The sequence below is a fragment of the Rhodohalobacter sp. 614A genome (assembly GCF_021462415.1).
Classification (GTDB): Bacteria; Bacteroidota; Rhodothermia; order Balneolales; family Balneolaceae; genus Rhodohalobacter.
Window position 1 is genome coordinate 364,743 of the sequence record NZ_JAKEDS010000003.1, and the last position, 23,671, is coordinate 388,413.

Consider the following 23,671-nt stretch of genomic DNA (forward strand, 5'->3'; position numbering starts at 1 on the left):
TATCAAAAGAGCTTTAAATATAACTCTTTTTTAAAAGAATTCTTTGTTTGAGAGAATAGATTTAGCTGGTTTAGAAAATACGGGTTATTAACGAACAGGTTTTGATTTTATGCAAATCTTTACAAATCAAACTCTATAGTGCGGTCTTCTCCTGTATTTATCTTCAAATTTTTAAATTCATTCGACATTTTTCCGATCACAGAAAAATCATCAAATTCGGCCTTTAGTTTTTCTACATTTGATTCTTTGAGCGTAAACAGCATTTCAAAATCTTCTCCGCCATAAAACGCATATTTATCAACATCTTCTTTCATTTCATCGGCCACTTGCCTTGTTTCAAGAGATATGGGTACTGCAGGAGAATATATTTCAGCTCCAAGTCCCGAGTTCTTTGCAATCTCTTTCAGGTCTGCAATCAATCCCTGGGTAACATCAATCATACTTGACGGTTTGTCTTCCATCTCTGCAAGAGCTTTAATAAAATCTTGTCGGGCCATCGGTACAAGTTGCCGTTGTACTACATATTCGTATGGTTCAAGATCTGGCTGAAACTGTTCTCCACCATTCTGTTCCTGCCACTCTTGTTTTTCTCTCATTAAAACTCTGAGACCTGCAATTGCTGAACCTAAATCTCCCGTAACACAGATGACATCCCCGTGATGGGCGCCATCTCTATAAATAACACTCTCTTTTTTTGACGTACCCAATGCGGTTACGGAAATTGCTAAAAGCTGGTGAGAGGCTGTGGAATCTCCTCCTGTAAGTTGAATACCGTAATCTGAGCATGCTCTGTCTATACCCTTGTATAATTGTTCAATCATCTGAACCGAATATTTATTGGGTATAGCCAAATCCACCAGAAGCTGAACCGGATTGCTATTCATAGCATAAATGTCGCTTACAGCGCCGGTTACTATTTTATAACCAAGGTGATGTAAGGGAGTGTAGGTGACATCAAAATGGATACCCTCAAGAAATATTTCTGAAGAGGTTGAAGTTATATTCCCGGTTACCTCTTTATATACAGAGGCATCATCACCAATTCCTTTAATAATCTCTTTTCTTGACTCTCCTGTATAATTTTTAAACTCCTCTATGAGTGAAGAGAATCCTAAATCTTTGATTTGTTGAAAGTTTTTTGAATCCATAAAAAATAAAAAAGGCATATATCCATGTGGACAAATGCCTTTTAAAACGATGATTTAAATATTAGATAAACTAAATTTCTCGTCGAGTTGAGTAGTTTATTCGAAGTGTTCCGGCATGTCTGAGTTCTTGCTGAACATCAGTAATAACGCCGAATTCAGAATCACTGTCTACTCGTAGAGATACAATGAGTCGAGGTTGCTCTACTAATTTATCGTACATGATATTTCGTATTGCGCCCATTTCCTCAACCAGTGCATCGTCAATCTGGACCTTTGTATCACCAACTCTGTTTCCGCCAAGCCGTTCAGGCCCGACGTAAACATAGCTTACAAGTCGTTTTTGCTCAATCTTTTCGATGTTTTCAGCAGCAGTATATTCAATCTGCACCTGTAATTCCACTTCGCGGAGTACAGTGGTAACCATAAAAAAGATCAAAAGCATGAATACTACATCAGGCATGGCTGATGTTGGTACACTCTGACTTGTTTTTGCTTGTTTCTTTTCAAAATGTGCCATAATGATTAACCCTCGTCAGGTTCTGCGATTGAAATTTTCTTTGGATACAATTCTTGTATCTCCTCTTGCTCCACCGTTTGATCTTCCAAGGAAGTGTACGGAACTCCAAACCTTTCCATAGATGCAGTATGACGTAACTCGGCATAAGCGCCCATCACTTCATCAAGCATATCTATGTAAACGTTATAGGGAGTAGCTCTTTGTGTTTTAATGGATACAATCGCATCATTAGGTGATTCTGATAAATCCGGATTCGCACCGTTATTATTCACAAATGTCTTAATTTTTTCCTTCACAGAACTTATAGAGGCAGGTTCTTCATCAATAAGAACCATTCCCTGTGCATTCACCAGGATATTAAGCAGATTTCGCTCTTTTACTGGTGGCGGGTCTGTGTTTTCGTCAGGCATTGGCGGTAATATCAACCCAATACCTGTATCAACATCAATGGTTGTTACAACGAGAAAGAAAATAAGAAGCAAAAAGGCGATATCTGCAAGTGAAGAACCATTGATCTCTGGCTCTTCTCTGTTTCGCTTTTTCTTTAACATATTGGCCCGATTTAAAAGTTAAATGTTCCTCGTGTTCCTGTCACTAAGATGGAAAGAAGCATAAGGGCTATCATAAAAATCATAGTAGCAACTCCTGCCTGTGCGAATGTTCCCGTTAGAAAAAAGGAAACAGCAAATACAACCACAGGTACTCCCATCGCTCCAAGTTTTTTGAAATCGGATTTTCCGTGCATCACGTTTCTGATTCCGGAAATAAAGATCCCAATAACACCTATTACGATAAGACCGAGAGCTAAACCTATTGCTAAATTATTAATCATAAATTTTTCCTATTAGATAATTTAATTTCGGTTTCCAGCCTTTACTCGGTTGTATCCTCTTCAGGAACTATTTTTTTACCTTCTTTAAGGAGTACAATAGAGTCGATAAGAGTAATAGAGCTTTCTTCCATATCGGAGATCAGTCTGTCAATTTTTGACACACAATAGTTGTAACCGATCTGGAGAATAATACCTGCAAGAAGACCACCAGCTGTTGTCAACAATGCAATTTTAATACCACGTGCAACCAAGCTTGGAGAGATATCGGCAGCGGCTTCAATAGCATCGAAGGCCTCAATCATACCAACTACAGTTCCAAGGAAGCCAAGGAGTGGTGCAATAGCGATAAAGAGAGATAACCATACAAGTCCTCGCTCGAGGAAGCTCATCTCAATTGATCCATAGGTTGTAATTGCTTTTTCAGCGGCATCGATACCTTCATCGGCACGCATTAAACCTGCCTGAAAAACGGAAGCTACCGGTCCACGTGTTTTAGCACATAATTCTTGTGCAGCCGGGATACCACCTTCCTGAAGTGCTTGCTGTACTTCAAGTACAAATTTCCTGGTGTTTATGTCAGCCAGATTTAATGTAATAATGCGCTCCAGAAAAATAGCCAATCCTAGAATAAGGGCTATTAGTACAGGCCACATGAACTCGCCTCCTTCATTAAATTTTTCGACGATTACATTAAAAAAGCCAGCATCAGCCCCAGCTTGTAGAAAAAAGAGAGCTAAAGATGAAGTCATACGTTTACTCCGCGTTATGTTTTGGTTTTGAGCTTAAATTGAAGCAAAATGATAGATCATTTGTCACATAAAGTCAAAATATCAAATACTAACTTAATATTCAGAAATTATATGTGTAACTAAAATTCTGCAGTTAATAATTATATACTCTTGGAATATATTAGTTGAAGGCACTAAGTGCCAAACAGTTTATCCAAATTCTTTTGAAAAAATTCAAATTAAAGGTTAATAAGCGCTTATTAACCTGTATACACAAATCTTATGTATGGTTTTGAAGAGTCTGTCCGACCACAATACCATACAAAACAGATTTCGAAAATTTACTTAAAATAAAAAACGCATCCGAGGATGCGTTTTTTAAAAGATTGTTAAATTAACTTCTTGGATTAAGTGGATGCGATTCCGCTCTGCGATTCTTTTCGCAACCAGGAGTGTCTTGATCCATTTCCATTTCGGCACATGGAATCGGAGCTTTTCCTAATCCACGTGATTCAATCCGACCTTCACTAATTCCGTTTTGTCGATAGAAATCTACCACGGCAGCAGCACGTCGTAAACTCAATCTCAGGTTGTATTGATCGCCACCAACGTGATCGGTATAGGCATCTACACGAACTCGTGTATTGGGATGATCCCGAAGAACGGTTACGTTATCAGCAAGAAGTCTTGCCGCACGATCTGTTATTGTGTACAGGTCAAAGCCAAAGTTAATGGTATTTAAATCTTCTACCATTTCAACTTCTTCTTCCTCTTCAGGTTGTTGGGCCGAATAATCAGTATTGTCCTCAACCGGTGCTTCTGTAACAGTTGGCTCCGGTTCTGGCTCAGAAATTTCTTCTGCAGTTTTACATGAACTGAATAATAATGCCCCAATTGTTAAGATGAGGAGGAATAGTGTAATTTTGTTAGTTGTCATAAAGCAATTGTTTTATAATGTTGTGAGCTTAAGAATAGAAAATCTGAAAAGGAAGGATGATTTGCAATACTTATTCCTAAACCTCTTGGATTAATATTCCCTTTCAAAGAAATGTCGGTAGAACTCTTCATCGCTTAAAAGAGACATCTCTAACTTTTTTAACCTTTTAAGGTCTATTTTATACTTAGCATGGTCTCTTCGCTTCCCAGATCTTTTTAAAAATAAAACTAAAATTTCTGGCTTCCTATATGCAAAAAGGCACAATGTAAAATTTTATAAATATGTGAGATATTAGAGATTGTTCAACTTGTTATACCTTTCTATTCCTCTCCCCAGAAATTCTTCAAATGCCTCTGCCCTCGTATAGCCAATCAATTGATCCAGTACACGCCCCGATTCGGGATCAACAATTGCGTAGGTTGGCAAAGCCACGGTGCCGGTTAATTCAAATTGAAACTGCTGATTTTCCTCAGCGTCAGTCCCGCCATCGGTGTAGAGTTTTACTTTTTCCATTTGCTCAAAACGTAGTTGAACATCCTCCAAAGGGAAAACCGTATTCTCCATTGCCCGGCAGTTTGTACACGTATAACCTGTAAAATCGATAAAAAGCGGCCTGTTTTCTGAAATCGCATTGTCAACGGAAGCCTCATAGTCATCAGACCAAATCTCCCCACTTTGGGAATTATTCGTTCCTGCTGAACCGATTGAGTTAACAACACTTACATCCGTTGGTTTTTTAGCTGGAAGCCACGAATCCCAAATACCGAGCGAAGCTCCAAGCAGACCGGGAATCAAATAAAAACTGAAGAGCAGAAACGGAATAGCAACCAATAATCTGCCGGTGGTTATGGATTCCGGTTTTTGATCTCCATGAAGAGAAAATGTACCCAACAGATACAATCCGGTTAAAAAGAAGAGCGTTATCCAGATTGCAATTCCAAGGGGACGCGAAATAATTCCCCACTGCCATACAATATCCGCATTCGCCAAAAACTTAATGGAGGCGGCTAAAATGATAAACCCAAGCACTACTTTTACCACGTTCATCCAGGCACCGCTTTTGGGAAGCGACTCAAGATAGCCGGGAAACATCGCAAAAAGGATAAACGGACTGGCAAATGCTGCCGAGAATCCAAGCATTCCCACAATCGGGTAGAACCAGTCTCCGCCGGTAGTTGCAGCCAAAATAGCTCCCACAAAAGGAGCGGTACATGAAAATGAAACAGCACTGATTGTCAGCCCCATAAACAGAGTGCCGACCATACCACTTCCCTCATTACTTTTTTTGTTGAGCCAGTTTGTGAGACGGTATGGCAACCTCAATTCAAACATACCAAGAAGGCTCACGCCAAATACAATAAACATGATTCCAATACCCAAATTGACAAACGGATTGGATGCGAACTGGCTCACACCGCTTACCCCTAAAATGAGCGCAAGAATTGCGCCGAGCGACGTAAATATGATAACAATTGATAAACCAAACATGATGGCTTGTGCCCAACCGGTTTGGTTTTCTTTTGCCTGATTTGAGAAATAGGAAACTGTCAGGGGTATTAAAGGAAAGACACACGGGGTTAGAAGTGCTGCAAATCCTGCGGTAATTGCCAGCCAGAGAAATCCCCAAATACTATCGGATGAAATCCCGGCTTCACTTGTCAGTTTAAATTCCTCATCATTTTCAGCTTGTTGATTCGCTGCCGATTCGGAAAAATCCTGGAATGGATTATCAGCAACTCCGGCCAAAACCACCTCTCCTTCTATCTGTTTGGTTTTCGGAGGCAGGCAGGATACATCATCACAAACCTGGTATAAGATTTCCAGAACAATCGACTGAGTTCCCTCTAATGAAGGTTTAAAAGCAACAGGAATCGTGAAACGGGCTGATTTTGAATGCCATCCCAAATCAGTATTAAAGTTAGGATCGAATGCAATCACTGCATCTGATTCCTGTACATCACCGGCGATTGCCATATCCGATGATGGAGTAGAAAATTGTGTTGGATAAGGCCCGGCATCCGGGTCATTCGAAATAGAATAGAGGTGCCAGTTTCCATCGATGGATGCTTCAACAATAACATTGAAAACTTCCCCAGCCCGGGCACTATCGGGAGCTTCTGCCAGGGTATAATCAACAGGATCCAATAACTGACCGTAAACAAAAAATGGGGATAACGCGAAGAGCGCAATCCCCATTATAAATGCTAATTTTTTCATCAGGTTTCTCGCATTAACAGCCTGGAAAGCGAATTAAGCTTCTTCTGCTTTCACAACCCAAACTTTAACCTGTGGATTAAGATCACCCATTAAATCAATGGTAGCCGTGTATTCGCCAAGAGTTTTGATGTCCTGATCAATACTAATTTTTCTTCGGTCGATCAAAATATCCCGCTCTTCAAGAGCTTCTGCAATCTGGATATTTGTAACCGTTCCATGGATCTTGTCGTCCTCACCTACAGTAACCGGAATGGTAACCGATGTAGTTTCAAGTTGTTGTGCCAGTTCTTTGGCTTTCTCAACTGTCAATTCTGCTCTCAGTTCGGCTTCACGTTTCATTTGCTCATGATGCTTGATAGCACCTTCGGTAGCTAAAACGGCTTTTGCCTGTGGAATTAAATAATTCCGGCCGTAACCTGGTTTTACATCTACCAGATCACCAGCTGAACCAAGCTTTTCTACGTCTTCTTTTAAAATCAATTTCATGTGTTATACCCTCCTTATCTCAGATTTTCACTTACGTAGGGAATCAACGCTAAAAACCGGGCTCTTTTAACCGCCGTTGATAGCTGACGCTGATGTTTGGCACTGGTGCCGGTTACACGTCTTGGAAGAATTTTACCCTGATCGTTGATAAATCGTTCGAGAATGTCGGTTTGCTTGTAATCAACATACTCAATTCCTGCTTTGGTAAACTTGCAGTCCTTGCTTTTTAAATGTCCTTTCTTGGGATGCGATGGATTATTAATCATAATGGAATCTCTTTAAATTTATTCGTCTTCGTCTGAATCTTCTTCGGTCTCTTCATAAAGAGATGGAAGCTCGCCTTTTTTCATAAGCTCATAATGACGCTTCATTTTTGCATCATACTTCAGCGTGAGATATCGCATGATGTCATCATGAATTCTCATCGTTCTTTCGGCTTTTTCAATAGCTTCGCCTGGAGCTTCGAAGTACATATTTACGTAGTAACCTGTACTTTTCTTATCAATTTCGTAGGCAAGTTTTTTTACTCCCCATTCATCAACGTCAACGATTTCTCCACCGTTGTCTTCGATTAGTTTATTTATATGACTTACCAGCTCTGAAAACTTTTCCTCATCGAGGACAGGATTCAAGATGTAAGTCATTTCATAGAAATGTTTCTTCATACTGTCTGTTTTGTCTTTGGTTGATTTCCAAAATCGGAAACAGTCGCCGTGCGTTTTGCCGACAACAGAGCCTGTAAAGATAAGAATTGATGTTTAGTTAAACAATCTTTCCGACAGAGATTTTATTGAATGAATAAAATCTCAAATGAAGGATTAGTAGTGATGTGTGTAGATATCACATACGGAAATCAACCCGCATAATATGATGAAATTAACTCTATCAATCCGGAGGTTGGCAGAACCGGTTCAATACCATAATAAACGGTTAATACTGCCAGCAGAATTAACGTCCATTTGAACATAAAACCGGGAGTTTTCATCGTGTATTCTTTGTGAGGTTCTTTGAAGTAGAGATAGACCATCACGCGCAAATAGTAGTAAACACTTGCCGCACTTGCCAGCACACCGATAATGGCCAATGGAACCAATCCGGCTTGAACCGCAGCGGCAAATACATAGTATTTTCCAATAAACCCAACCATCGGCGGAATGCCTGCCAGCGAAAAGAGAAAAATGGAGAGCATCACTCCCATCACCGGAACTTTAAAACCGAGCCCGGCATAACTGTCAATTTCAGTAAAATCGAGTCCGCGGTTTCTTTCATAATAGGCGATTACTCCAAAAGCGCCCGCGTTCATAATCGTATAAGCAAAAAGATAGTAGAGAACTCCGGTGTACCCTGCTTCCGTTCCGGCTGCCAATCCCACCAACAGATAACCGGCATGGGCAATACTGGAATAGGCCAGCATTCTCTTCACATTGTCTTGCGCCATTGCAATCAGGTTCCCCACTATCATAGTGATGATGGAAACGACCCTGATCACATTTTGCCAATCACCGATTTCGGAATTGGGTAACATTCTTGTTAATACTAAGATAAACGCAACGAATGTAGCGGATTTAACCGCCGTTGCCATAAAAGCCGTTAATGTTGTGGGCGTACCCTGATAAACATCTGGTGTCCACATATGAAATGGAACGGCCGCTATTTTAAAGAAGAGACCTACAAGTAACAAACCTGTACCTGCGAGAAATAACAAACTCGGTTCAGCGGCCGCTGCAACAGCTTCTAAATTTGTAGCACCCGTTGCACCGTAAATCAGTGCAATCCCATAGAGAAGAAATCCCGTTGAGAAAGCCCCCAGGAGAAAATATTTCAAAGCTGCTTCTGCGCCGATCTTTTCATTTTTGAACAATCCGGCAAGTACATAAAGGCAGATCGACATCGTTTCGAGACTGATAAAAAGTGTAATCAAATCGTTGGTAACGGCAAGTCCCAGCATTCCTGTAATTGAAAACAGCATCAACCCATACACTTCGCCGTTGTGTAAGTCTAAATCCTGAAGATAATCCCGCGAAATAGTCACACAAAAAAGAGAACCCATTAACACCACTACCGAACCGAAAGCTCCAACACCCCCGTAAATAATCATCCCGGAAAAAGCTGTACCGGTTTCACCGTATAATGACTGAATTGTGAATAACAATGCAATAGAAATTCCGCCGATAGTAACCCCAAATGTAAGATTTGCCGATTTCTTAAAGGCTTCCAGCATGATCGCTATCAAACCGGCAAAAGCTACAATAACACCGGGTAAAAAAGTTTGTAGGTCCTGTAGGATTTCCATCAACTATTTTTGCTTTATCTGATCGTACAAAATTGACCCGGATTGTCCGGGCTTAAAAATCATCAACATTAATTGCTATAAATTTCCTCAATGGCTCTGGCCAGTTTGATGTCTTTTTCTGTCACTTTATCATCTGCATCGTGAGTACTTAATGTTATTGAAACACTGTTGTACACGTTCGACCAGTCGGGATGGTGAACCAGTGCTTCGGCCTCAAAGCCAACTCTCACCATAAAAGACATCGCTTCTTTGAAATCATCGAATGAAAAATCTTTGGTAATTGTGTCATCCTCGAAATTCCAGCCATCAAGGTTTTTCAATTCTTGTTCAATTTGTTCTTTACTCAGTGGATCCATCACTTTATTTGTTTGAGGTGAACGATTCTGTTTGAAAATTTATCCCGATATATCCTTTTTCAAAGCTATTCATTGTACAAAAGTCATTGCGAGCGCGCGAAGCAATCTCCCCCTGATGATAAGGAAAATAAGATGTCTTCACTTCGTTTGTCATGACCATTTGGTTATGTGAAACATTTTCTACGTCATAAATTCTTGCGGTCCAGTCCGGCAGTTCTTCTGCTTTTGTTGATTCCAAAACCGCTACGCTTTTCTCTTCTGAGATAGTGATAAATGACTCCACCCAGTTCTCAGAATATTTTGTAAAGTCAACCGGCCTGATTCCAATCCAAACCATAAAAATTACAAGTGGAACCAACAGCCCGATTTCCCTTCCGTTGAGATCCACAAGCTTTTTATTCTTCTCGTGTGTGATGGGACCAAACATCACTCGCTGATACATCCACAACATATACGCTGCGGCTAATATCACTCCAATAGCGGCGAAAACGGTATACGCATGATTTGCATAAAGCTCTGAGAAAAACGAACCGTTCAGAATTAAGAACTCTCCTACAAATCCATTCAATCCCGGCAACCCGATTGATGCGAGCGTTGCAATCATAAAGAAAACGGCAAAGACCGGCATCTGTTTGGCAATGCCTCCAAAGTCAGAGATTTCGCGAGTATGAGCACGATCATAAATCATTCCAACAATGAGGAAAAGCGCGCCGGTAGATAATCCGTGATTAATCATTTGAATGATGGCTCCCTGAACGGCTACCGTATTCAATGCAAAAATTCCAAGTACTACAAAACCAAGGTGGCTGACAGATGAGTAGGCAACCAGCTTTTTCACGTCTTTTTGCACCATCGCCACGAGGGCTCCATAGATTATTCCAATGACGGCCAGAGCAGCCATGATCGGTGCAAATTCTGCAAATGCATTCGGAAAAATGGGCAAACAAACTCTTACTAAACCATACGTTCCAAGCTTCAGCATAATAGCAGCTAACACAACAGAACCAGCAGTTGGCGCTTCCGTATGTGCATAGGGAAGCCAGGTATGAAATGGAAAGAGCGGTACTTTGATACAAAATGCCAGGGCGAAAGCGAGGAACATCCACGTTTGTTCAACCAATCCCACAGTGTATGCCGGACTTGCTATAAATCTCCAGTCGGATGTAAATGCATAAACCCCTGAGGCTGCTCCGGCACTATACCCCAGGTAAATGAGCGCCACGAGCATAATCAACGATCCGACAAGGGTATAAATAAAGAATTTTATCGTTGCATGAATCTTGTTTTTCCCTCCCCAAATCCCAATCAAAAAATACATGGGAATCAAAGTCAGCTCGAAGAACACGTAAAAAACAACCAGATCGAGCGAGGCGAAAACACCGAGTGATCCGGTCTGTAAAATCAACAACATGGAATAGTAACCAACAAGATTCTTACTGATCGAATCCCAGGATGAGAGAATTACAATGGGTCCCATCAACGTGGTGAGCATAAAAAGCAGAAGACTCAATCCATCCAGACCTACTAAATATTTTACATCCATTCCTGAAAAAACCGAACCGCCTTCGGTTACATATTGCGGAATTGCAGAACCGGCAATATCAAACTGAAATAATAAAGGCAATGAAAGCAAAAAAGTGATACTCGTAACAATTAGGCTTGTCCATTTTACTGCCTGTTCATTCCGAATGAACAAAAACGCCAGAATCCCCACAAGAGGAAAATAAATCGTGATATTTAATAAAATATCCATAGAGTTTTTTCAGAATCTTAAAACAATAAAATTGCTAAAACGAGGATAACACCAAGTATCAAAAACAGTGCATAATTACTGGCAACTCCTGTTTGAATATACCGCAGAAGGCTTCCGCTTATCCGGACAAAACCGGCCACGGCGTTTACAATTCCGTCCACAATTTTCATATCGAAAACAGCTAACCGTTTTTCTGAAAAGTTCACAATTGGAAACACAACTGCGCCCTCATACAGCTCATCAAGACTGTATTTTTCTTTCCAGACGTTGTAAAAAGGACCGAATTTTGAAGAAATAAGAGCATCTGATTTTGTCTGCTGGTCATTGGCATACATCTTATATGCTGTATACACTCCGGTCACAGCAACCAAAATTGCAAAAATCATCATAATCCATTCGGTTGTGTGCGAGAGATCCAGCGGAATATCTGCCGCGATGGTGTGAAGCCAATCATGCAGCCAATGAATATGCGCTTCGTGTCCAGTAAATGTGGCCGCTATAAAATTTGGCAGCCCAATAAATCCGCCCACGACAGATAGTGTTGCAAGTGCCCAAAGTGGGAGGGTCATTGTTGAAGGACTTTCATGAAGATATTCTTCCGAATCTTTCGCCTGCTTAAATAGCTTAGGAAGTTTAAAAGTGCCGTGAAACGTGGTGTAGGTTAACCTGAACATATAAAAAGCCGTCAGGAATGCCGTAATCGTTGCAACTCCCCAAAGAATGAAATACATCGCTCCGGCAAACTCTCCGAAACCCATATTAAAAGCGTGGATAACAATTTCATCTTTTGAAAAGAAACCGGCCAATGGAGGAATTCCGGCAATCGCGATGGTAGCAATCAAAAAAGTTTTATAGGTAGACGGCATGTATTTTCTCAATCCGCCCATATTCCGGATATCCTGCGGATCAAAATGGACACCCTTCCCGTCTTCGTGAAGCTTATGCTCTACATGCTCCATGGTATGAATGACAGATCCTGAACCAAGAAAAAGACAGGCTTTGAAAAATGCGTGCGTGATTACGTGAAAAATTGCAGCTGTAAACGCACCCGATCCAAGCGCCAAAAACATAAAACCCAATTGCGACACCGTGGAATAAGCCAGTACTCCTTTAATATCATTTTGGGTGATGGCGACCGTAGCGGCAACAATGGCTGTCAATGCCCCGATAACGGCAACAATCATCATTACTTCCGGGCTCATGGTATATAAAGGAGACATTCGTGTGATGAGATAAATGCCTGAGGTTACCATGGTTGCTGCATGAATAAGAGCAGAAACGGGAGTCGGACCCGCCATTGCATCCGGGAGCCAGACAAATAATGGAATTTGAGCGCTTTTTCCGGTAGCCCCAATCAGCATCAGAAGGCCAATCCAAAAAATGGCATCGCCGCTAAACGCGCTCAGGTTTCCGAGAACCGCCTCAAAATTCAGGCTCCCAACCGTTTCAAAAATCATAAAGATCGCGACCAGAAATGCAAAGTCCCCTACCCTGTTATAAAGAAAAGCTTTTTTTGCCGCATTTGATTTCATCATATCGGTATACCAAAAACCGATTAATAAATATGAACAGAGGCCCACACCTTCCCAGCCAAGAAATAACAGCAACAAATTATCAGCCAGAACCAAATTGAGCATTGCAAAAATGAAGAGATTCAGATAGGCAAAATATTTCCAGTAACCTTTATCATGGGCCATATATCCCATCGAGTAGAGGTGGATCAGCGAACCAACTCCTGTCACCACGAGAGTCATAATCAGGGAGAGCTGATCGACCTGGTAGGCAATATCAACACTGAAGGTTCCTGTATTCATCCAGGTGAAGAGATGGGCAAAAGCCGGCTCTGCGTCTGCATCAATATTCAAAAACAAAAAGACCGCACAAAGAAAAGGAAGAAAAACTGCAAGGTTGGCAAGCGTACCGATTAACATTTTTTTACTTCGATAAGCGGTAGAGAAAAGCCCAACAATTCCATTAATTAAAAAACCGAATAGCGGTAAACCTATAATCAGACTTACGAGCGCTGTAGGTGATTCCATTTAACAGGTTACTTAGTTTGGCCTAATATCACGAGTCAATAATAGCAACTAAAAAAAAACAACAATAATTCAGGTGCAAAAGATACAAAATTCTTCTCCAACTTAAATTCGGCGAACCGCCATTCATGATTTGGTGAATTTTTTGGATACTAAAGCTGTTGACACCTGTAACTTTTAATAATTATTTTGGTTGGTTATCCAAAATTGCTTAAGGGGTAAGAATGTTTTAAAAGTTGCAAATTTAATTGCAGGTCATTCCACTTTTTTAATAAGTTATTTAGTATATCAATTTGACGGGGACAACCTGCTACATTAATCACAGATGTCGAAGTTTTCTTTTTTTAGTATTACAATGTCATTTATCTCCCTGATGCTCTTCTGGATTTTGATGAGCGGTTTCTTCGACGCTGTGCACCTTACATTCGGCGTTCTTTCTGTTGCCGGTGTACTTTTGTTTAACTATCAATTAAAAAAACACCGCTTTTATGCGGATGACATGGACAACCTCGATGAACTGAGATTCTTTCGGGCTGTCTATTACTTCTTCTGGTTGGTGTATCAAATTATAATGGCCGGTTTTCATGTGGTCGGGATTATCATGCGTCCCTCAATGCCGATTGAAACTTCCATTTTAAAATTCCGGGTTGATCTTCCCAGCTCTCACGCAAAAATGATTCTCGGCAATTCCATCACGCTTACTCCCGGTACCTTAACGGTTGAAATTGAAGGAGATCTTTTTACAGTTCATGCTCTGGATAAAGCATCTTATGCAAGCCTGGAAAATGATGAAATGCCCCGGCAAGTACTCCAGCTTTTTGAGAAAGAAGAACGCCAGGTAATCAAAGATTTTGAGGTAATTAAATCCATGGACAAGGAGAAATCATAATGCATACTTTCTTTCTCCTTACGGCCATTGTTTTAACCATTATTATAGCCGTACCACTTGTGCGGGTTTTAAAAGGGCCAACGGTTTTTGACCGGCTGCTCGCCACAAATGCTATCGCAACAAAAACAATTGTTTTGATCTGTCTGATTGGTTTTTTGTACGGACGAATCGACATGTTCATTGACATTACACTGGCATACGCCATTCTCGGTTTTGTGGGATCTGTGGTGATTGCCAAATATGTAATTTCATCCAAAGTTTTGCGGGATTGATATGACAGTAGCGGATATTATTTGCATAATCCTGGTTGTTATCGGCATCATTTTTATGCTGATGGGAAGTATTGGTATTCTCCGTCTGCCTGATTTTTACTCCCGTTCTCATGCAACAAGTAAAAGCGACACCCTCGGAATTCTGTTTGTGATTGCCGGGCTTGTCGTTTATGAAGGGCTTACACTCAGCGGATTCAAGCTCATCTTAATTATCCTCTTTATTGCTCTTGCCAATCCTATTGGAACACATGCACTTGCAAGATCTGCATTACAAAGAGGCCTGAAGCCATTCTTTAGTGAAGATGCAAAAAAAGGAGGTAAATCATGATTTGGGAACTGGAACTTATTCTCTATCTCTTTTTGGTGATTTCCGGTGTAGTAGCGCTCGAGGTAAAAGATTTACTCGTTGCCGTTGTGATGATGTCTGTCTTTAGTTTCATAATGGCGCTTCTTTTTATATCAATGGGCGCCGTTGATGTTGGCTTTACAGAAGCCGTAATAGGTGCAGGTGTTACCGGAATTCTGTTTGTCGTTGTTGTCTATCAAACCACAAGAAAAACAAAAGATTGAAATACCTGAAAGCTCTTATAATGGTAGCCTTTGCTGTGTTATTGATCTACGCAGCGTCTGATCTGCCCTACCGTGGCGATCCCGACAATCGTATGAATCAGGAACGAAGCATGATAAATACCCCCGTTGCAGGGAGTTATTACATCGAACATGCCTACCATGATGCTCATACGCCAAATATTGTTACTGTTGTATTAGGTGATTACAGGGGCGTGGATACATTTGGAGAGCAAATTGTAATTTTCACTGCCGGAATGATCACTATGCTGGTGCTTCGCCGATCAAGAAGGAGGAATTCGTGAGAAGTCAATTTAACAGTCCGATTATTGTTTTGGGAGCCAGGTTTTTAGCTCCGTACATCATGGTGTTTGGACTGTACGTAATTTTCCACGGGCACTACAGCCCCGGCGGAGGTTTCCAGGGAGGAGCACTTCTTGCAGCAGCCATTTTGTTGATACGGGTGGCTACGGGTCGCCGGGTATCCCGCCTGCAACTCAAAGAATTTGCAACCACGCCGCTTGCGGTAATTGGTGTTGTTATTTACTTCGCTACCGGCCTCACAGCTATGATAGCCGGTGGATATTTTCTTGATTACGGACAACTCCCAATCCCCGGAATGGATCCGGTTTGGCTCAGGTATACCGGAATTTTAATCATTGAAGTGGGCGTAGGCTTAGCGGTAACAGCTATTCTTGTCATGATTTTCGACAATATGGTTAAAGGAGAAGATTATGCTTGATTTCTTTTTCGGACACTATGCGTATTGGTTTAGCATCATTCTATTTTCCATAGGGATGTACGGCATTCTGTTTAAGAAAACGCTCATTAAAAAGATTATCGGGCTGGCTATTTTGCAATCATCCGTAATCCTTTTTTTCGTATCGGTTGCATCCAAAGTTGACGCAACAGTGCCCGTTTATGATGCTTCAATACCTGTGGAGCAGGTTGCAAATTATCTGAATCCGCTTCCCCACACCCTTATGCTTACCGCTATCGTAGTTGGAGTTGCAACCCTTGGAGTGGCCTTTACTCTTTTGATTGCCATTTACAACCGGTATCAAACATTGGATGAACAAGAATTGATAGAAAAAATCCATGATTGAGTCACAACTGCCCGCTCTTATTGCTCTTACGTTTGCGCTCTTTGCAGTTCTAATTGCCCTGTTGGGCCTGTGGAAAAGTTCCTATTCGCAACCCCTCGCCGTTATCGGAGCCGGAGTCGCTACAACACTTTCCCTGTTTGGATTTATCAACTATCTGAATAATGGCGCCATACGGTATTTCTTTGGTGGATGGGAACCGCCCATCGGTATCGAATTTATGTATGACGGGCTATCGTCGTTCATGGTTCTCGTTATCAATAGCGTGGCTTTACTGGTTCTGATCCATGCAAAACACATTTCCGCCCGTGAATACCCCGGCAAGGAAATGCCTTATTTCACGCTCTCCATGCTCATGATGTTGGGCTTCAACGGAATGGTTCTGACGGGTGATTTATTCAACTTTTACGTTTTTCTTGAGATTTCATCCCTCTCAAGCTATGCTTTGATTTCAATTGGAGAAAAACCGGCGCCATTTTCCGCTTTCAGGTATTTGATCATTGGAACCACAGGCGGAACTCTCTATCTGCTGGGGCTTGGTTTTTTGTACACCCTAACCGGCACACTCAACCTGGTTGATATGTCCGGAATGCTGCCGATGGTTGCGGACAATACCGCGGTAGTTGCCGCTCTTATTTTAATGATCGTTGGAATTGGTGTAAAAGCCGCCCTCTTCCCCATGCATGGTTGGCTGCCGGATGCGTACACCTACGCATCTTCAAGTTCTACAGCGTTGATTGCTCCGGTGGGGACAAAAGTTGCGGCCTATATGCTTTTCCGCATCGTTCTCTATCTTTTTGGGGTTGAATTGATTGATGCAGTGGCCCCGCTTACAACCGTTCTCGGCGTGTTGGCATGCCTTGGAATTCTGTACGGCTCCATTATGGCGATCGCACAAACCGAATTAAAACGAATGCTGGCGTTCAGCAGTATTTCCCAAATAGGTTACATTATTATGGGCCTTAGTTTAGCCAATCCGTTTGGGTTTGCCGGGGCTCTGCTTCATGTGGTAAATCATGCAGCTATGAAAGCCTGTCTCTTTTTGGTTTCCGGAAATTTAAGGATGAAAGAAGGTCATACCGATATCACGAAATTTGATGATTCATTCCGAAAAAAATATCCGTGGTCAATGGCGTCTTTTACGGTCGCAGCTATTTCTATGGTTGGACTTCCGCCACTTGCCGGGTTTTTCAGTAAGTGGTACCTGGCACTCGGAACCATCGAGAATAATAATTGGCTTTTTCTGGCAGTAATCCTGATTAGTTCGCTCCTCAATGCCGTGTACTTCTTCAGAATTATTGAAAAAGTGTATATGAAAAATCCCGACGAAACTAGTCAGGAAACCGAAACGGTCAAGCCCAAAAGAAATGAGGTTCCAGCCAGCATGCTGACTCCAACTGTAATTCTTGCAATCAGCCTTTTTGTTATCGGATTGGCAAATGCAGCCATCGTAGGATTTTTGATGGGTATTTATCCCATGCAATAAAAGGTTCAAAGATGAACTCAATCTTGAAATTAATAAATAGTCATTCCGAACTTGATTCAGAATCTCATAGCGATCATCGTTTTATAACTTGGGATCCTGAGTCAAGCTCAGGATGACTAAAGTAGTCATGACACTTTAAAAAAGTATAATTAATGGACATTTCTATCGTCCCCTTACTGGCAATTTTAACATCACTGGCGGCTGTGCCATTGATCCTGTTCAGCAGCAAAAAACCAAATCTGCGTGAAGGCTGGACCATCCTTGCCGGTGTTGTAAAATTTGGTCTCGTTTTGTCGTTGCTTCCCGGAGCCATTGCCGGAAAAAGCGTAGAACTGCATCTGTTTAATCTCGCCCCCGATATGCCGTTTGCATTGAATGCAGACCCGCTCGGGGTTTTCTTTGCTGTCATTGCATCCGGTCTTTGGATTTTTACATCGTTCTATTCTATCGGGTATATGCGCGGAGCCGGTGAGAAAAAGCAAACCCGCTATTTCGCAAGTTTTGCCGTTTGTCTTTCTGCCACAATCGGGATTGCATTCTCGGCCAACCTCCTCACATTTATCGTGTTCTACGAAATGTTGACGCTGGCCACCTATCCCCTTGTGATTCATAAAGAAACGAAGAAAGCCATCAATGCCGGGCGAAAATATTTATCCTACACTTTAACGGCCGGATTATTACTGATTGCCGCAGCCGGGTTAACTTATTACTACACCGGTTCCATCGATTTTAATCCTGAAGGAATTTTCGGGAATGCCAATATTCCTCATACAGCCATGTTGGTTACCTTCATCCTGTTTCTTGGAGGCGTAGGCGTGAAAGCCGGTATTATGCCACTCCATAGCTGGCTGCCTTCAGCAATGGCCGCTCCCACCCCGGTAAGTGCTTTGTTGCACGCCGTAGCTGTGGTTAAGTCCGGCGTATTTGCTGTAATTCGTGTTACGGGATTTGTATTTGGAACAGATGTAATGGCTTCCTACGGCTTAAATGATATTCTCATTGTTCTTGCCGGAGCGACGATCATTCTGGCTTCACTGCTCGCATTTGCTCAGGATAATTTAAAACGGCGGCTGGCCTATTCAACCGTGGGGCATCTCTCCTATATCGTTTTGGGTGTAGCTTTGATGACACCCCTCGGAATGCAGGGAGGAATTATGCATATTGCCGCTCACGCTACAATGAAAATCACGCTATTCTTTTGTGCAGGAGCTATTTATGTAAACCTTCATAGGGAAAATATCAGTCAATTAAACGGAATTGCAAAGGTCATGCCCTGGACAATGGCCGCATTCACTATTGGCTCGATGGGTCTGGCCGGAGTTCCGCCACTCAACGGATTTGTAAGCAAATGGTTTCTGGCAATGGGATCACTCCAGGGAGATATGATATTGCCGTTAATCATCCTGATCATTAGCGGACTTTTAAATGTCGGATACTTCTTCCCCATTATTCAAAGAGCGTATTTCAGAAAGGGCGAAGGATTGGAAAAATATGGCGAGGCATCTCCTTTCATGGTGGTTCCGTTGTTTACCACGGCCGTTTTATCAATTTTATTCGGATTATTCCCGAATCTGTTTTTCCACTTTTTTGATTTGGCAACCTCCATCGCAAGCAGTTTGTTTTCCGGTGGATGAAATGATTGAACTTAATCACACAGAATTATGAAAACCTGGCACTGGATCGTTTTAGGAGTTTTGGCTCTGATCACACTGATCCTTGAGTTTACGGTTTTAGCAGATTATCACCATCATTGGTGGAATTCCATCCCCCTGTTTTATGGGATTTACGGATTCCTGGGATGTATAGTCACAATCTTTTTAGCGAAAGGACTGGGCAAATTGTTCATTTTTAGAAACGAAGGATATTATGATCGTTGATTTGATTTTTATACCGGCCGTCGTGATGATCCTCGGAGCGTTTATTCTTCCTCTGCTCCCCGAAAAAACACGATCCTCAGCTTTTTTGGTTTTCCCTTTGATTGCCTTGGTCAGCCTCTGGCAATATCCGAATGATTTTTCTCTATCTTTGCATTTTGGAAGTTATGAACTGATACCCGTCTATGTTGACGGGCTCAGCCGGGTTTTCGCTATTGCTTTTGCTCTTGTTGCCCTTATCGGCGGAGTGTATGCACTGCATCTCAAAGATGTGGGTCAGCAAAGCTCCGCACTTGTTTATGCCGGAGGAGCATTAGGTGTAACTTTAGCCGGAGATTATTTCACATTATTTGTCTTTTGGGAGTTGATGGCCGTTAGTTCCGTTTATTTAATCTGGGCCAGAAAAACCGAAGAGACCGACCGAGCCGGAATGCGTTATTTAATCGTTCACATGTTTGGCGGCGGCCTGCTGATGGCCGGAATCCTATGGCACGTTTCAGAAACCGGTTCACTTTTGGTTGAAAGTTTACCCTACGAATTTACCTGGCCGTCTGTCTTGATGCTGCTTGGAATCGCCGTAAATGCTGCTGTCCCTCCACTACATGCCTGGCTGGCAGATGCGTATCCAAAAGCCACCATTACCGGTGCCATTTTCATGTGTGCCATCACAACAAAATCTGCTGTTTATGTGATGGTTCGCCTATTCCCGGAATGGAGCATTCTTATTTGGGTTGGTGTAATGATGGGAATCTATGGAACCATTTTCGCTCTCATTTCAAACGATATCCGCCAAATTCTTTCTTACTCCATTGTCAGTCAGATTGGTTATATGGTAGCTGGTGTGGGAATTGGTTCCGAAATGGCTTTGAATGCAGCTACCGCCCACGCCGTAAATAATGTGCTGTTCAAATCTCTTCTTTTTATGGGAGCCGGTGCTGTAATCTATGCAACGGGCAGAAGCAAACTCACAGAGCTCGGCGGACTTGCGGGTAAAATGAAAGCCGTTGTAGCTCTCTACCTTGTTGGCGGATTGGCCGTATCGGGCGCACCATTGTTCAACGGGTTTACCAGTAAAACCATGGTTGTCAGTGCCGCAGGTGAAGCTCATCTGGAATGGGTAATGTTACTGCTGACAATCGCGTCCATCGGATCCTTCTTGCACAGCGGATTAAAGCTCCCCTACTTTACATGGTTTGGAGAGGCAAAAGAAGAGATCACCAATATCAAACCCATCCCAAAAAACATGATTGCCGGAATGGGAATCGGAGCGTTTTTCTGTATTCTTATCGGAGTTTATCCCGATGCGCTTTACAGTCAACTGCCATATCCTGTTGAGTATCATCCCTATGATGTTTATCACCTCGTAGAGATGGTTCAGATTCTTGTTTTTGCCTTCATCGGGTTCTGGCTCTTCAGAAACAAATTTGCCGGAACGGATAACATTCTTCTGGATTTTGACTGGTTCTATCGAAAAGCGCGTCCCGCAACCGAGAAAATATTCGTCACAAGTGTGGACAGAATTTATGGTTATGCTGAAAATGCTACGCTTTGGATGGCAGGGTTTCTGACTGAAAAATTCAGAGATCCGTTGGTCTGGCTTCATCCCTTTACGGAATCCAAACAGGAAGCCTCAAAATACAGCCACGCTGTGGAAGTGGTAATGAGTTTTATTCTCCTCACATTCGTGATCTTTGCGTTGGTTTATTTCATATAAGTAAACATTCTCTCAGAGAAAATGGCCAGGGAACAAGAGCAAGGTGATATGGCTCTATACCTTAAGTTGTGGTAAAGTTTCTGCTTCAACTGATTCAGTTAATATTTATACCTCAATTGATTTTCTCCTATCTTAAACCCCATGGGATTATTACTCTTTTATTTAGTTTTAGCAATAGGTGTCTCCTTTCTTTGTTCAATTCTGGAGGCTGTATTACTATCCATTACTCCCTCCTATGTTGCCGTTCTGGAAAAGAATGAGAGCAAATCAGGAAAGATTCTTCGGGACCTGAAGGAGGATATTGACCGACCACTTTCCGCTATTTTAAGTCTGAATACCATTGCACACACCATTGGTGCGGCTGGCGTTGGTGCACAGGCACAAGTTGTATTTGGCAATGCTTATGTAAGTCTAACTTCAGTCGTTTTAACATTGGCTATCCTGGTTTTTTCGGAAATCATCCCAAAAACCCTGGGTGCAACCTATTGGAAAAAACTCTCGGGTTTTGCCGCCAGAGCCACAAAAATATTGATTATTTTAACGTATCCTCTTGTACTTCTTTCAAAAGGAATTACCAATCTGATCGCCAGCGAAGACAAACAACCGTCGGTCAGCCGCGAAGAGTTTAGTGCCATGGCTGAACTGGGCCACGAAGAAGGTGTCTTTGAAAAAGAGGAATCCAATATTTTCAAAAATCTCATCCGGTTCAATTCGCTTCGGGTAAAAGACATCATGACACCCAGAATTGTGGTGGTCAAATACCCGGAAAAGATTGCAATAAAAAAAGTAATGGAAGACCAGGATAAGCTGTGGGTTTCGCGCATTCCGGTTTTTGAAAATGACGAAGAAAATATCACGGGATATGTGCTCAAAAACGATGTCTTTTTAAAATTTTCGAAAGGTGAGGGAGATAAACAGCTTAAAGATATCCGGCGTGAAGTGCTCATTATACCCGAAAATGTTTCGATCAAAACACTGTTTGCAAGACTTCTGGAATCACAAGAACATATTGCTGTTGTAGTTGATGAATACGGTGGATTTTCCGGTGTTGTGACGATGGAAGATGTCGTTGAAACTCTCCTGGGAATGGAAATTGTAGATGAAATTGATGCCATTGATGACATGCAAAAACTGGCCAGAGAAAAATGGAGAGAAAGGGCCAAACGCCTGGGAATTCCGCTGCCGGGTTCCGTAAAAAAAGAAGAAGAGTAGCTACTTTTTAAATTTAACCTATCATCGGTGTTTTGGCAGAAAACGGTACCGGTTGTTCCGCTGAATCCAGCATCCACTTTGCCACATCGCCGCGGGTAATGCTTTTTGTCAACCCATAATGGTTTATCATTTCTACTTTACCGGTTGGCGCTCCATCCTTTAGAGTAACCGGACGGACGACCATCCAATCAAGTGGGGTTTTCTCAAAAGTGGATTCCATGTTTGCAAGGTCTTTATAAGCTACTCTTATATTACTATTTAAGATCAGCCAGCGAAGAACCGGATTCACCGAATGGATGCTCTCTCTTACACCCGCTGCAGTAATGCCGACGAATCGGGCTATGTTATTCTGAGGCATAAGTTTTACCAGCATTTTTGCAACACGGGTTGTCAGATCCTCTGGCGAAGCAAGATCTGACCATGGGTTCCAGGGTTTTTCCCGTTTGATTCCAAGGGCCGAAATCACCACATCACATCCACTTATTCCTTCCTCCAACACTTTTTTATCTAGCACATTGCCGCGGATGAGCTCAATTTCTTGCGGTGTTTCAAACGGTGTTTCAGGACGAACGACAGCACGAACCGTATGTCCTCTTTCAGCAGCAAGTTTTACGAGCCAGCGTCCACATCCGCCGGATGCGCCAAGAATCAATAACTTCATTTTTTTGTGATCAAGAGGCGAATATAATAATCATCTTTTTCGAACTGCCGCGGATATTCAGGATAAGGAGCTAAATTCAGAAGTTCCACATGTATGTTCGTAATGGTTGTATCGTGTGGTTCAAGATATGTATTCAATATAATATCATGATTTTGAACTTTTAACTGAACCTTTCCATTCCCCGCCCAAATACAATTTGCATTAGACGGACATCGCGAATCTTCAAGTACATCCACAAATTCAACTGAAATTCTATTGTCTCCTATTCTGGTTTTTTCGCCGATAGCAAGATCAAATTCATCGCCATAATCATATTGCTCAGGTGTCAATGAACTTTGGCACGCGGTACAAATCATCAACAAAAGATATAGGAAAATGGACTTCATAAATTACGTGGATATTAATCCTTCTGTTCATACAAAATACACCTGAAAAATCGATTATGCCTATTCTACATTAATCATTTTTTTTAATCATATACTCAAACCGGTGCCTATTTCTTTTGGATTCTTACATCCTCAGTACGATCTTCTTTTTTAAATCTAATACATGTTGGGTTTAAACAATTTTTTACTGACAAAACAAAAGGA

Annotated in this window: 28 protein-coding genes; 12 read left to right on the plus strand and 16 right to left on the minus strand. The window is 41.9% G+C overall.

The features are described 5' to 3' along the window. Positions 1-119 precede the first annotated feature (119 nt). The 14 genes from thiL to nuoL all read right to left on the minus strand — a co-directional run bounded on the left by thiL (position 120) and on the right by nuoL (position 13,306). The gene (gene thiL / locus L0B18_RS15295; protein ID WP_234572672.1) at positions 120-1,148 is read right to left on the minus strand and encodes a thiamine-phosphate kinase; all 1,029 of its coding nucleotides are present in this window, start codon (positions 1,146-1,148) and stop codon (positions 120-122) included. A gap of 70 nt (positions 1,149-1,218) precedes the next feature. Beyond that, positions 1,219-1,665 carry an ExbD/TolR family protein gene (locus L0B18_RS15300; protein WP_234572673.1) on the minus strand — a complete coding sequence of 149 codons (447 nt, stop codon included), beginning with the start codon at positions 1,663-1,665 and terminating at the stop codon, positions 1,219-1,221. Positions 1,666-1,670: 5 nt separating this feature from the next. Then, entirely contained in the window at positions 1,671-2,216 is a 546-nt protein-coding gene (locus L0B18_RS15305; protein ID WP_234572674.1) for an ExbD/TolR family protein, read from the minus strand. 11 nt (positions 2,217-2,227) lie between these two features. Then, on the minus strand, positions 2,228-2,497 hold the full coding sequence (locus L0B18_RS15310) for a hypothetical protein (protein WP_234572675.1): 270 nt from the start codon (positions 2,495-2,497) through the stop codon (positions 2,228-2,230). 41 nt (positions 2,498-2,538) lie between these two features. Continuing rightward, complete coding sequence (locus L0B18_RS15315; protein WP_234572676.1) at positions 2,539-3,246, minus strand: MotA/TolQ/ExbB proton channel family protein; 708 nt, start codon at positions 3,244-3,246, stop codon at positions 2,539-2,541. A 373-nt stretch (positions 3,247-3,619) separates the two neighbouring features. After that, positions 3,620-4,162, minus strand: coding sequence for an OmpA family protein (locus L0B18_RS15320; protein ID WP_234572677.1), 543 nt, complete (start codon positions 4,160-4,162; stop codon positions 3,620-3,622). Between the two features lie 291 nt (positions 4,163-4,453). Further along, positions 4,454-6,379, minus strand: coding sequence for a protein-disulfide reductase DsbD family protein (locus tag L0B18_RS15325; RefSeq protein ID WP_234572678.1), 1,926 nt, complete (start codon positions 6,377-6,379; stop codon positions 4,454-4,456). A 33-nt stretch (positions 6,380-6,412) separates the two neighbouring features. Beyond that, entirely contained in the window at positions 6,413-6,865 is a 453-nt protein-coding gene (gene rplI / locus L0B18_RS15330; RefSeq protein WP_234572679.1) for a 50S ribosomal protein L9, read from the minus strand. 14 nt (positions 6,866-6,879) lie between these two features. Next, complete coding sequence (gene rpsR, locus L0B18_RS15335; protein WP_234572680.1) at positions 6,880-7,131, minus strand: 30S ribosomal protein S18; 252 nt, start codon at positions 7,129-7,131, stop codon at positions 6,880-6,882. 18 nt (positions 7,132-7,149) lie between these two features. After that, the gene (gene rpsF / locus L0B18_RS15340) at positions 7,150-7,530 is read right to left on the minus strand and encodes a 30S ribosomal protein S6 (RefSeq protein WP_234572681.1); all 381 of its coding nucleotides are present in this window, start codon (positions 7,528-7,530) and stop codon (positions 7,150-7,152) included. A 188-nt stretch (positions 7,531-7,718) separates the two neighbouring features. After that, entirely contained in the window at positions 7,719-9,158 is a 1,440-nt protein-coding gene (locus tag L0B18_RS15345) for an NADH-quinone oxidoreductase subunit N (protein WP_234572682.1), read from the minus strand. Positions 9,159-9,226: 68 nt separating this feature from the next. Then, on the minus strand, positions 9,227-9,514 hold the full coding sequence (locus tag L0B18_RS15350; protein WP_234572683.1) for a 4a-hydroxytetrahydrobiopterin dehydratase: 288 nt from the start codon (positions 9,512-9,514) through the stop codon (positions 9,227-9,229). A 4-nt stretch (positions 9,515-9,518) separates the two neighbouring features. Continuing rightward, positions 9,519-11,267: a complex I subunit 4 family protein gene (locus L0B18_RS15355; protein ID WP_234572684.1), complete on the minus strand. Its 1,749-nt coding sequence runs from the start codon at positions 11,265-11,267 to the stop codon at positions 9,519-9,521. Positions 11,268-11,284: 17 nt separating this feature from the next. Then, positions 11,285-13,306 (minus strand): NADH-quinone oxidoreductase subunit L, encoded by a 2,022-nt coding sequence (gene nuoL, locus L0B18_RS15360; RefSeq protein WP_234572685.1) that lies wholly within the window; start codon positions 13,304-13,306, stop codon positions 11,285-11,287. A 352-nt stretch (positions 13,307-13,658) separates the two neighbouring features. Here nuoL and L0B18_RS15365 point away from each other — a divergent pair, with 352 nt between their 5' ends. The 12 genes from L0B18_RS15365 to L0B18_RS15420 all read left to right on the plus strand — a co-directional run bounded on the left by L0B18_RS15365 (position 13,659) and on the right by L0B18_RS15420 (position 22,420). Beyond that, the gene (locus L0B18_RS15365; RefSeq protein ID WP_234572686.1) at positions 13,659-14,192 is read left to right on the plus strand and encodes a Na+/H+ antiporter subunit E; all 534 of its coding nucleotides are present in this window, start codon (positions 13,659-13,661) and stop codon (positions 14,190-14,192) included. Next, a complete protein-coding gene (locus L0B18_RS15370) occupies positions 14,192-14,464 on the plus strand; it encodes a monovalent cation/H+ antiporter complex subunit F (RefSeq protein ID WP_234572687.1) in 273 nt (90 codons plus the stop codon). Before L0B18_RS15365 ends, L0B18_RS15370 begins: the two co-directional genes overlap by 1 nt. Position 14,465: 1 nt before the next feature. After that, positions 14,466-14,792, plus strand: a complete 327-nt coding sequence (mnhG, locus tag L0B18_RS15375) for a monovalent cation/H(+) antiporter subunit G (protein WP_234572688.1) — start codon at positions 14,466-14,468, stop codon at positions 14,790-14,792. Then, on the plus strand, positions 14,789-15,034 hold the full coding sequence (locus L0B18_RS15380) for a Na(+)/H(+) antiporter subunit B (RefSeq protein ID WP_234572689.1): 246 nt from the start codon (positions 14,789-14,791) through the stop codon (positions 15,032-15,034). Before mnhG ends, L0B18_RS15380 begins: the two co-directional genes overlap by 4 nt. After that, a complete protein-coding gene (gene mbhE / locus L0B18_RS15385) occupies positions 15,031-15,336 on the plus strand; it encodes a hydrogen gas-evolving membrane-bound hydrogenase subunit E (protein WP_234572690.1) in 306 nt (101 codons plus the stop codon). Before L0B18_RS15380 ends, mbhE begins: the two co-directional genes overlap by 4 nt. After that, positions 15,333-15,773, plus strand: a complete 441-nt coding sequence (locus L0B18_RS15390; protein WP_234572691.1) for an MnhB domain-containing protein — start codon at positions 15,333-15,335, stop codon at positions 15,771-15,773. The genes mbhE and L0B18_RS15390 overlap by 4 nt, the downstream gene beginning before the upstream one ends. Then, positions 15,766-16,137, plus strand: a complete 372-nt coding sequence (locus L0B18_RS15395; protein WP_234572692.1) for a cation:proton antiporter subunit C — start codon at positions 15,766-15,768, stop codon at positions 16,135-16,137. The genes L0B18_RS15390 and L0B18_RS15395 overlap by 8 nt, the downstream gene beginning before the upstream one ends. Continuing rightward, a complete protein-coding gene (locus tag L0B18_RS15400) occupies positions 16,130-17,620 on the plus strand; it encodes a proton-conducting transporter transmembrane domain-containing protein (protein WP_234572693.1) in 1,491 nt (496 codons plus the stop codon). Before L0B18_RS15395 ends, L0B18_RS15400 begins: the two co-directional genes overlap by 8 nt. A gap of 152 nt (positions 17,621-17,772) precedes the next feature. Further along, positions 17,773-19,254, plus strand: a complete 1,482-nt coding sequence (locus tag L0B18_RS15405) for a monovalent cation/H+ antiporter subunit D family protein (protein WP_234572694.1) — start codon at positions 17,773-17,775, stop codon at positions 19,252-19,254. A gap of 27 nt (positions 19,255-19,281) precedes the next feature. After that, positions 19,282-19,497 carry a hypothetical protein gene (locus L0B18_RS15410; RefSeq protein WP_234572695.1) on the plus strand — a complete coding sequence of 72 codons (216 nt, stop codon included), beginning with the start codon at positions 19,282-19,284 and terminating at the stop codon, positions 19,495-19,497. Next, positions 19,487-21,208, plus strand: coding sequence for a Na(+)/H(+) antiporter subunit D (locus L0B18_RS15415; RefSeq protein WP_234572696.1), 1,722 nt, complete (start codon positions 19,487-19,489; stop codon positions 21,206-21,208). Before L0B18_RS15410 ends, L0B18_RS15415 begins: the two co-directional genes overlap by 11 nt. Positions 21,209-21,349: 141 nt before the next feature. Then, a complete protein-coding gene (locus L0B18_RS15420; protein ID WP_234572697.1) occupies positions 21,350-22,420 on the plus strand; it encodes a hemolysin family protein in 1,071 nt (356 codons plus the stop codon). Between the two features lie 13 nt (positions 22,421-22,433). On the opposite strand, the gene L0B18_RS15425 is transcribed toward L0B18_RS15420, so the two are convergent. Beyond that, positions 22,434-23,081 carry an NAD(P)H-binding protein gene (locus tag L0B18_RS15425; RefSeq protein ID WP_234572698.1) on the minus strand — a complete coding sequence of 216 codons (648 nt, stop codon included), beginning with the start codon at positions 23,079-23,081 and terminating at the stop codon, positions 22,434-22,436. Continuing rightward, the gene (locus tag L0B18_RS15430; RefSeq protein ID WP_234572699.1) at positions 23,078-23,467 is read right to left on the minus strand and encodes a hypothetical protein; all 390 of its coding nucleotides are present in this window, start codon (positions 23,465-23,467) and stop codon (positions 23,078-23,080) included. The genes L0B18_RS15425 and L0B18_RS15430 overlap by 4 nt, the downstream gene beginning before the upstream one ends. Between the last annotated feature and the right edge of the window lie 204 nt (positions 23,468-23,671).

Coding starts and splice junctions, on each gene's coding strand:
- thiL (WP_234572672.1), bottom strand. CDS start 1,148: ATGGATTCAAAAAACTTTCAACAAATCAAAGATTTAGGATTCTCTTCA.
- L0B18_RS15300 (WP_234572673.1), bottom strand. CDS start 1,665: ATGGCACATTTTGAAAAGAAACAAGCAAAAACAAGTCAGAGTGTACCA.
- L0B18_RS15305 (WP_234572674.1), bottom strand. CDS start 2,216: ATGTTAAAGAAAAAGCGAAACAGAGAAGAGCCAGAGATCAATGGTTCT.
- L0B18_RS15310 (WP_234572675.1), bottom strand. CDS start 2,497: ATGATTAATAATTTAGCAATAGGTTTAGCTCTCGGTCTTATCGTAATA.
- L0B18_RS15315 (WP_234572676.1), bottom strand. CDS start 3,246: ATGACTTCATCTTTAGCTCTCTTTTTTCTACAAGCTGGGGCTGATGCT.
- L0B18_RS15320 (WP_234572677.1), bottom strand. CDS start 4,162: ATGACAACTAACAAAATTACACTATTCCTCCTCATCTTAACAATTGGG.
- L0B18_RS15325 (WP_234572678.1), bottom strand. CDS start 6,379: ATGAAAAAATTAGCATTTATAATGGGGATTGCGCTCTTCGCGTTATCC.
- rplI (WP_234572679.1), bottom strand. CDS start 6,865: ATGAAATTGATTTTAAAAGAAGACGTAGAAAAGCTTGGTTCAGCTGGT.
- rpsR (WP_234572680.1), bottom strand. CDS start 7,131: ATGATTAATAATCCATCGCATCCCAAGAAAGGACATTTAAAAAGCAAG.
- rpsF (WP_234572681.1), bottom strand. CDS start 7,530: ATGAAGAAACATTTCTATGAAATGACTTACATCTTGAATCCTGTCCTC.
- L0B18_RS15345 (WP_234572682.1), bottom strand. CDS start 9,158: ATGGAAATCCTACAGGACCTACAAACTTTTTTACCCGGTGTTATTGTA.
- L0B18_RS15350 (WP_234572683.1), bottom strand. CDS start 9,514: ATGGATCCACTGAGTAAAGAACAAATTGAACAAGAATTGAAAAACCTT.
- L0B18_RS15355 (WP_234572684.1), bottom strand. CDS start 11,267: ATGGATATTTTATTAAATATCACGATTTATTTTCCTCTTGTGGGGATT.
- nuoL (WP_234572685.1), bottom strand. CDS start 13,306: ATGGAATCACCTACAGCGCTCGTAAGTCTGATTATAGGTTTACCGCTA.
- L0B18_RS15365 (WP_234572686.1), top strand. CDS start 13,659: ATGTCATTTATCTCCCTGATGCTCTTCTGGATTTTGATGAGCGGTTTC.
- L0B18_RS15370 (WP_234572687.1), top strand. CDS start 14,192: ATGCATACTTTCTTTCTCCTTACGGCCATTGTTTTAACCATTATTATA.
- mnhG (WP_234572688.1), top strand. CDS start 14,466: ATGACAGTAGCGGATATTATTTGCATAATCCTGGTTGTTATCGGCATC.
- L0B18_RS15380 (WP_234572689.1), top strand. CDS start 14,789: ATGATTTGGGAACTGGAACTTATTCTCTATCTCTTTTTGGTGATTTCC.
- L0B18_RS15395 (WP_234572692.1), top strand. CDS start 15,766: ATGCTTGATTTCTTTTTCGGACACTATGCGTATTGGTTTAGCATCATT.
- L0B18_RS15400 (WP_234572693.1), top strand. CDS start 16,130: ATGATTGAGTCACAACTGCCCGCTCTTATTGCTCTTACGTTTGCGCTC.
- L0B18_RS15405 (WP_234572694.1), top strand. CDS start 17,773: ATGGACATTTCTATCGTCCCCTTACTGGCAATTTTAACATCACTGGCG.
- L0B18_RS15410 (WP_234572695.1), top strand. CDS start 19,282: ATGAAAACCTGGCACTGGATCGTTTTAGGAGTTTTGGCTCTGATCACA.
- L0B18_RS15415 (WP_234572696.1), top strand. CDS start 19,487: ATGATCGTTGATTTGATTTTTATACCGGCCGTCGTGATGATCCTCGGA.
- L0B18_RS15420 (WP_234572697.1), top strand. CDS start 21,350: ATGGGATTATTACTCTTTTATTTAGTTTTAGCAATAGGTGTCTCCTTT.
- L0B18_RS15425 (WP_234572698.1), bottom strand. CDS start 23,081: ATGAAGTTATTGATTCTTGGCGCATCCGGCGGATGTGGACGCTGGCTC.
- L0B18_RS15430 (WP_234572699.1), bottom strand. CDS start 23,467: ATGAAGTCCATTTTCCTATATCTTTTGTTGATGATTTGTACCGCGTGC.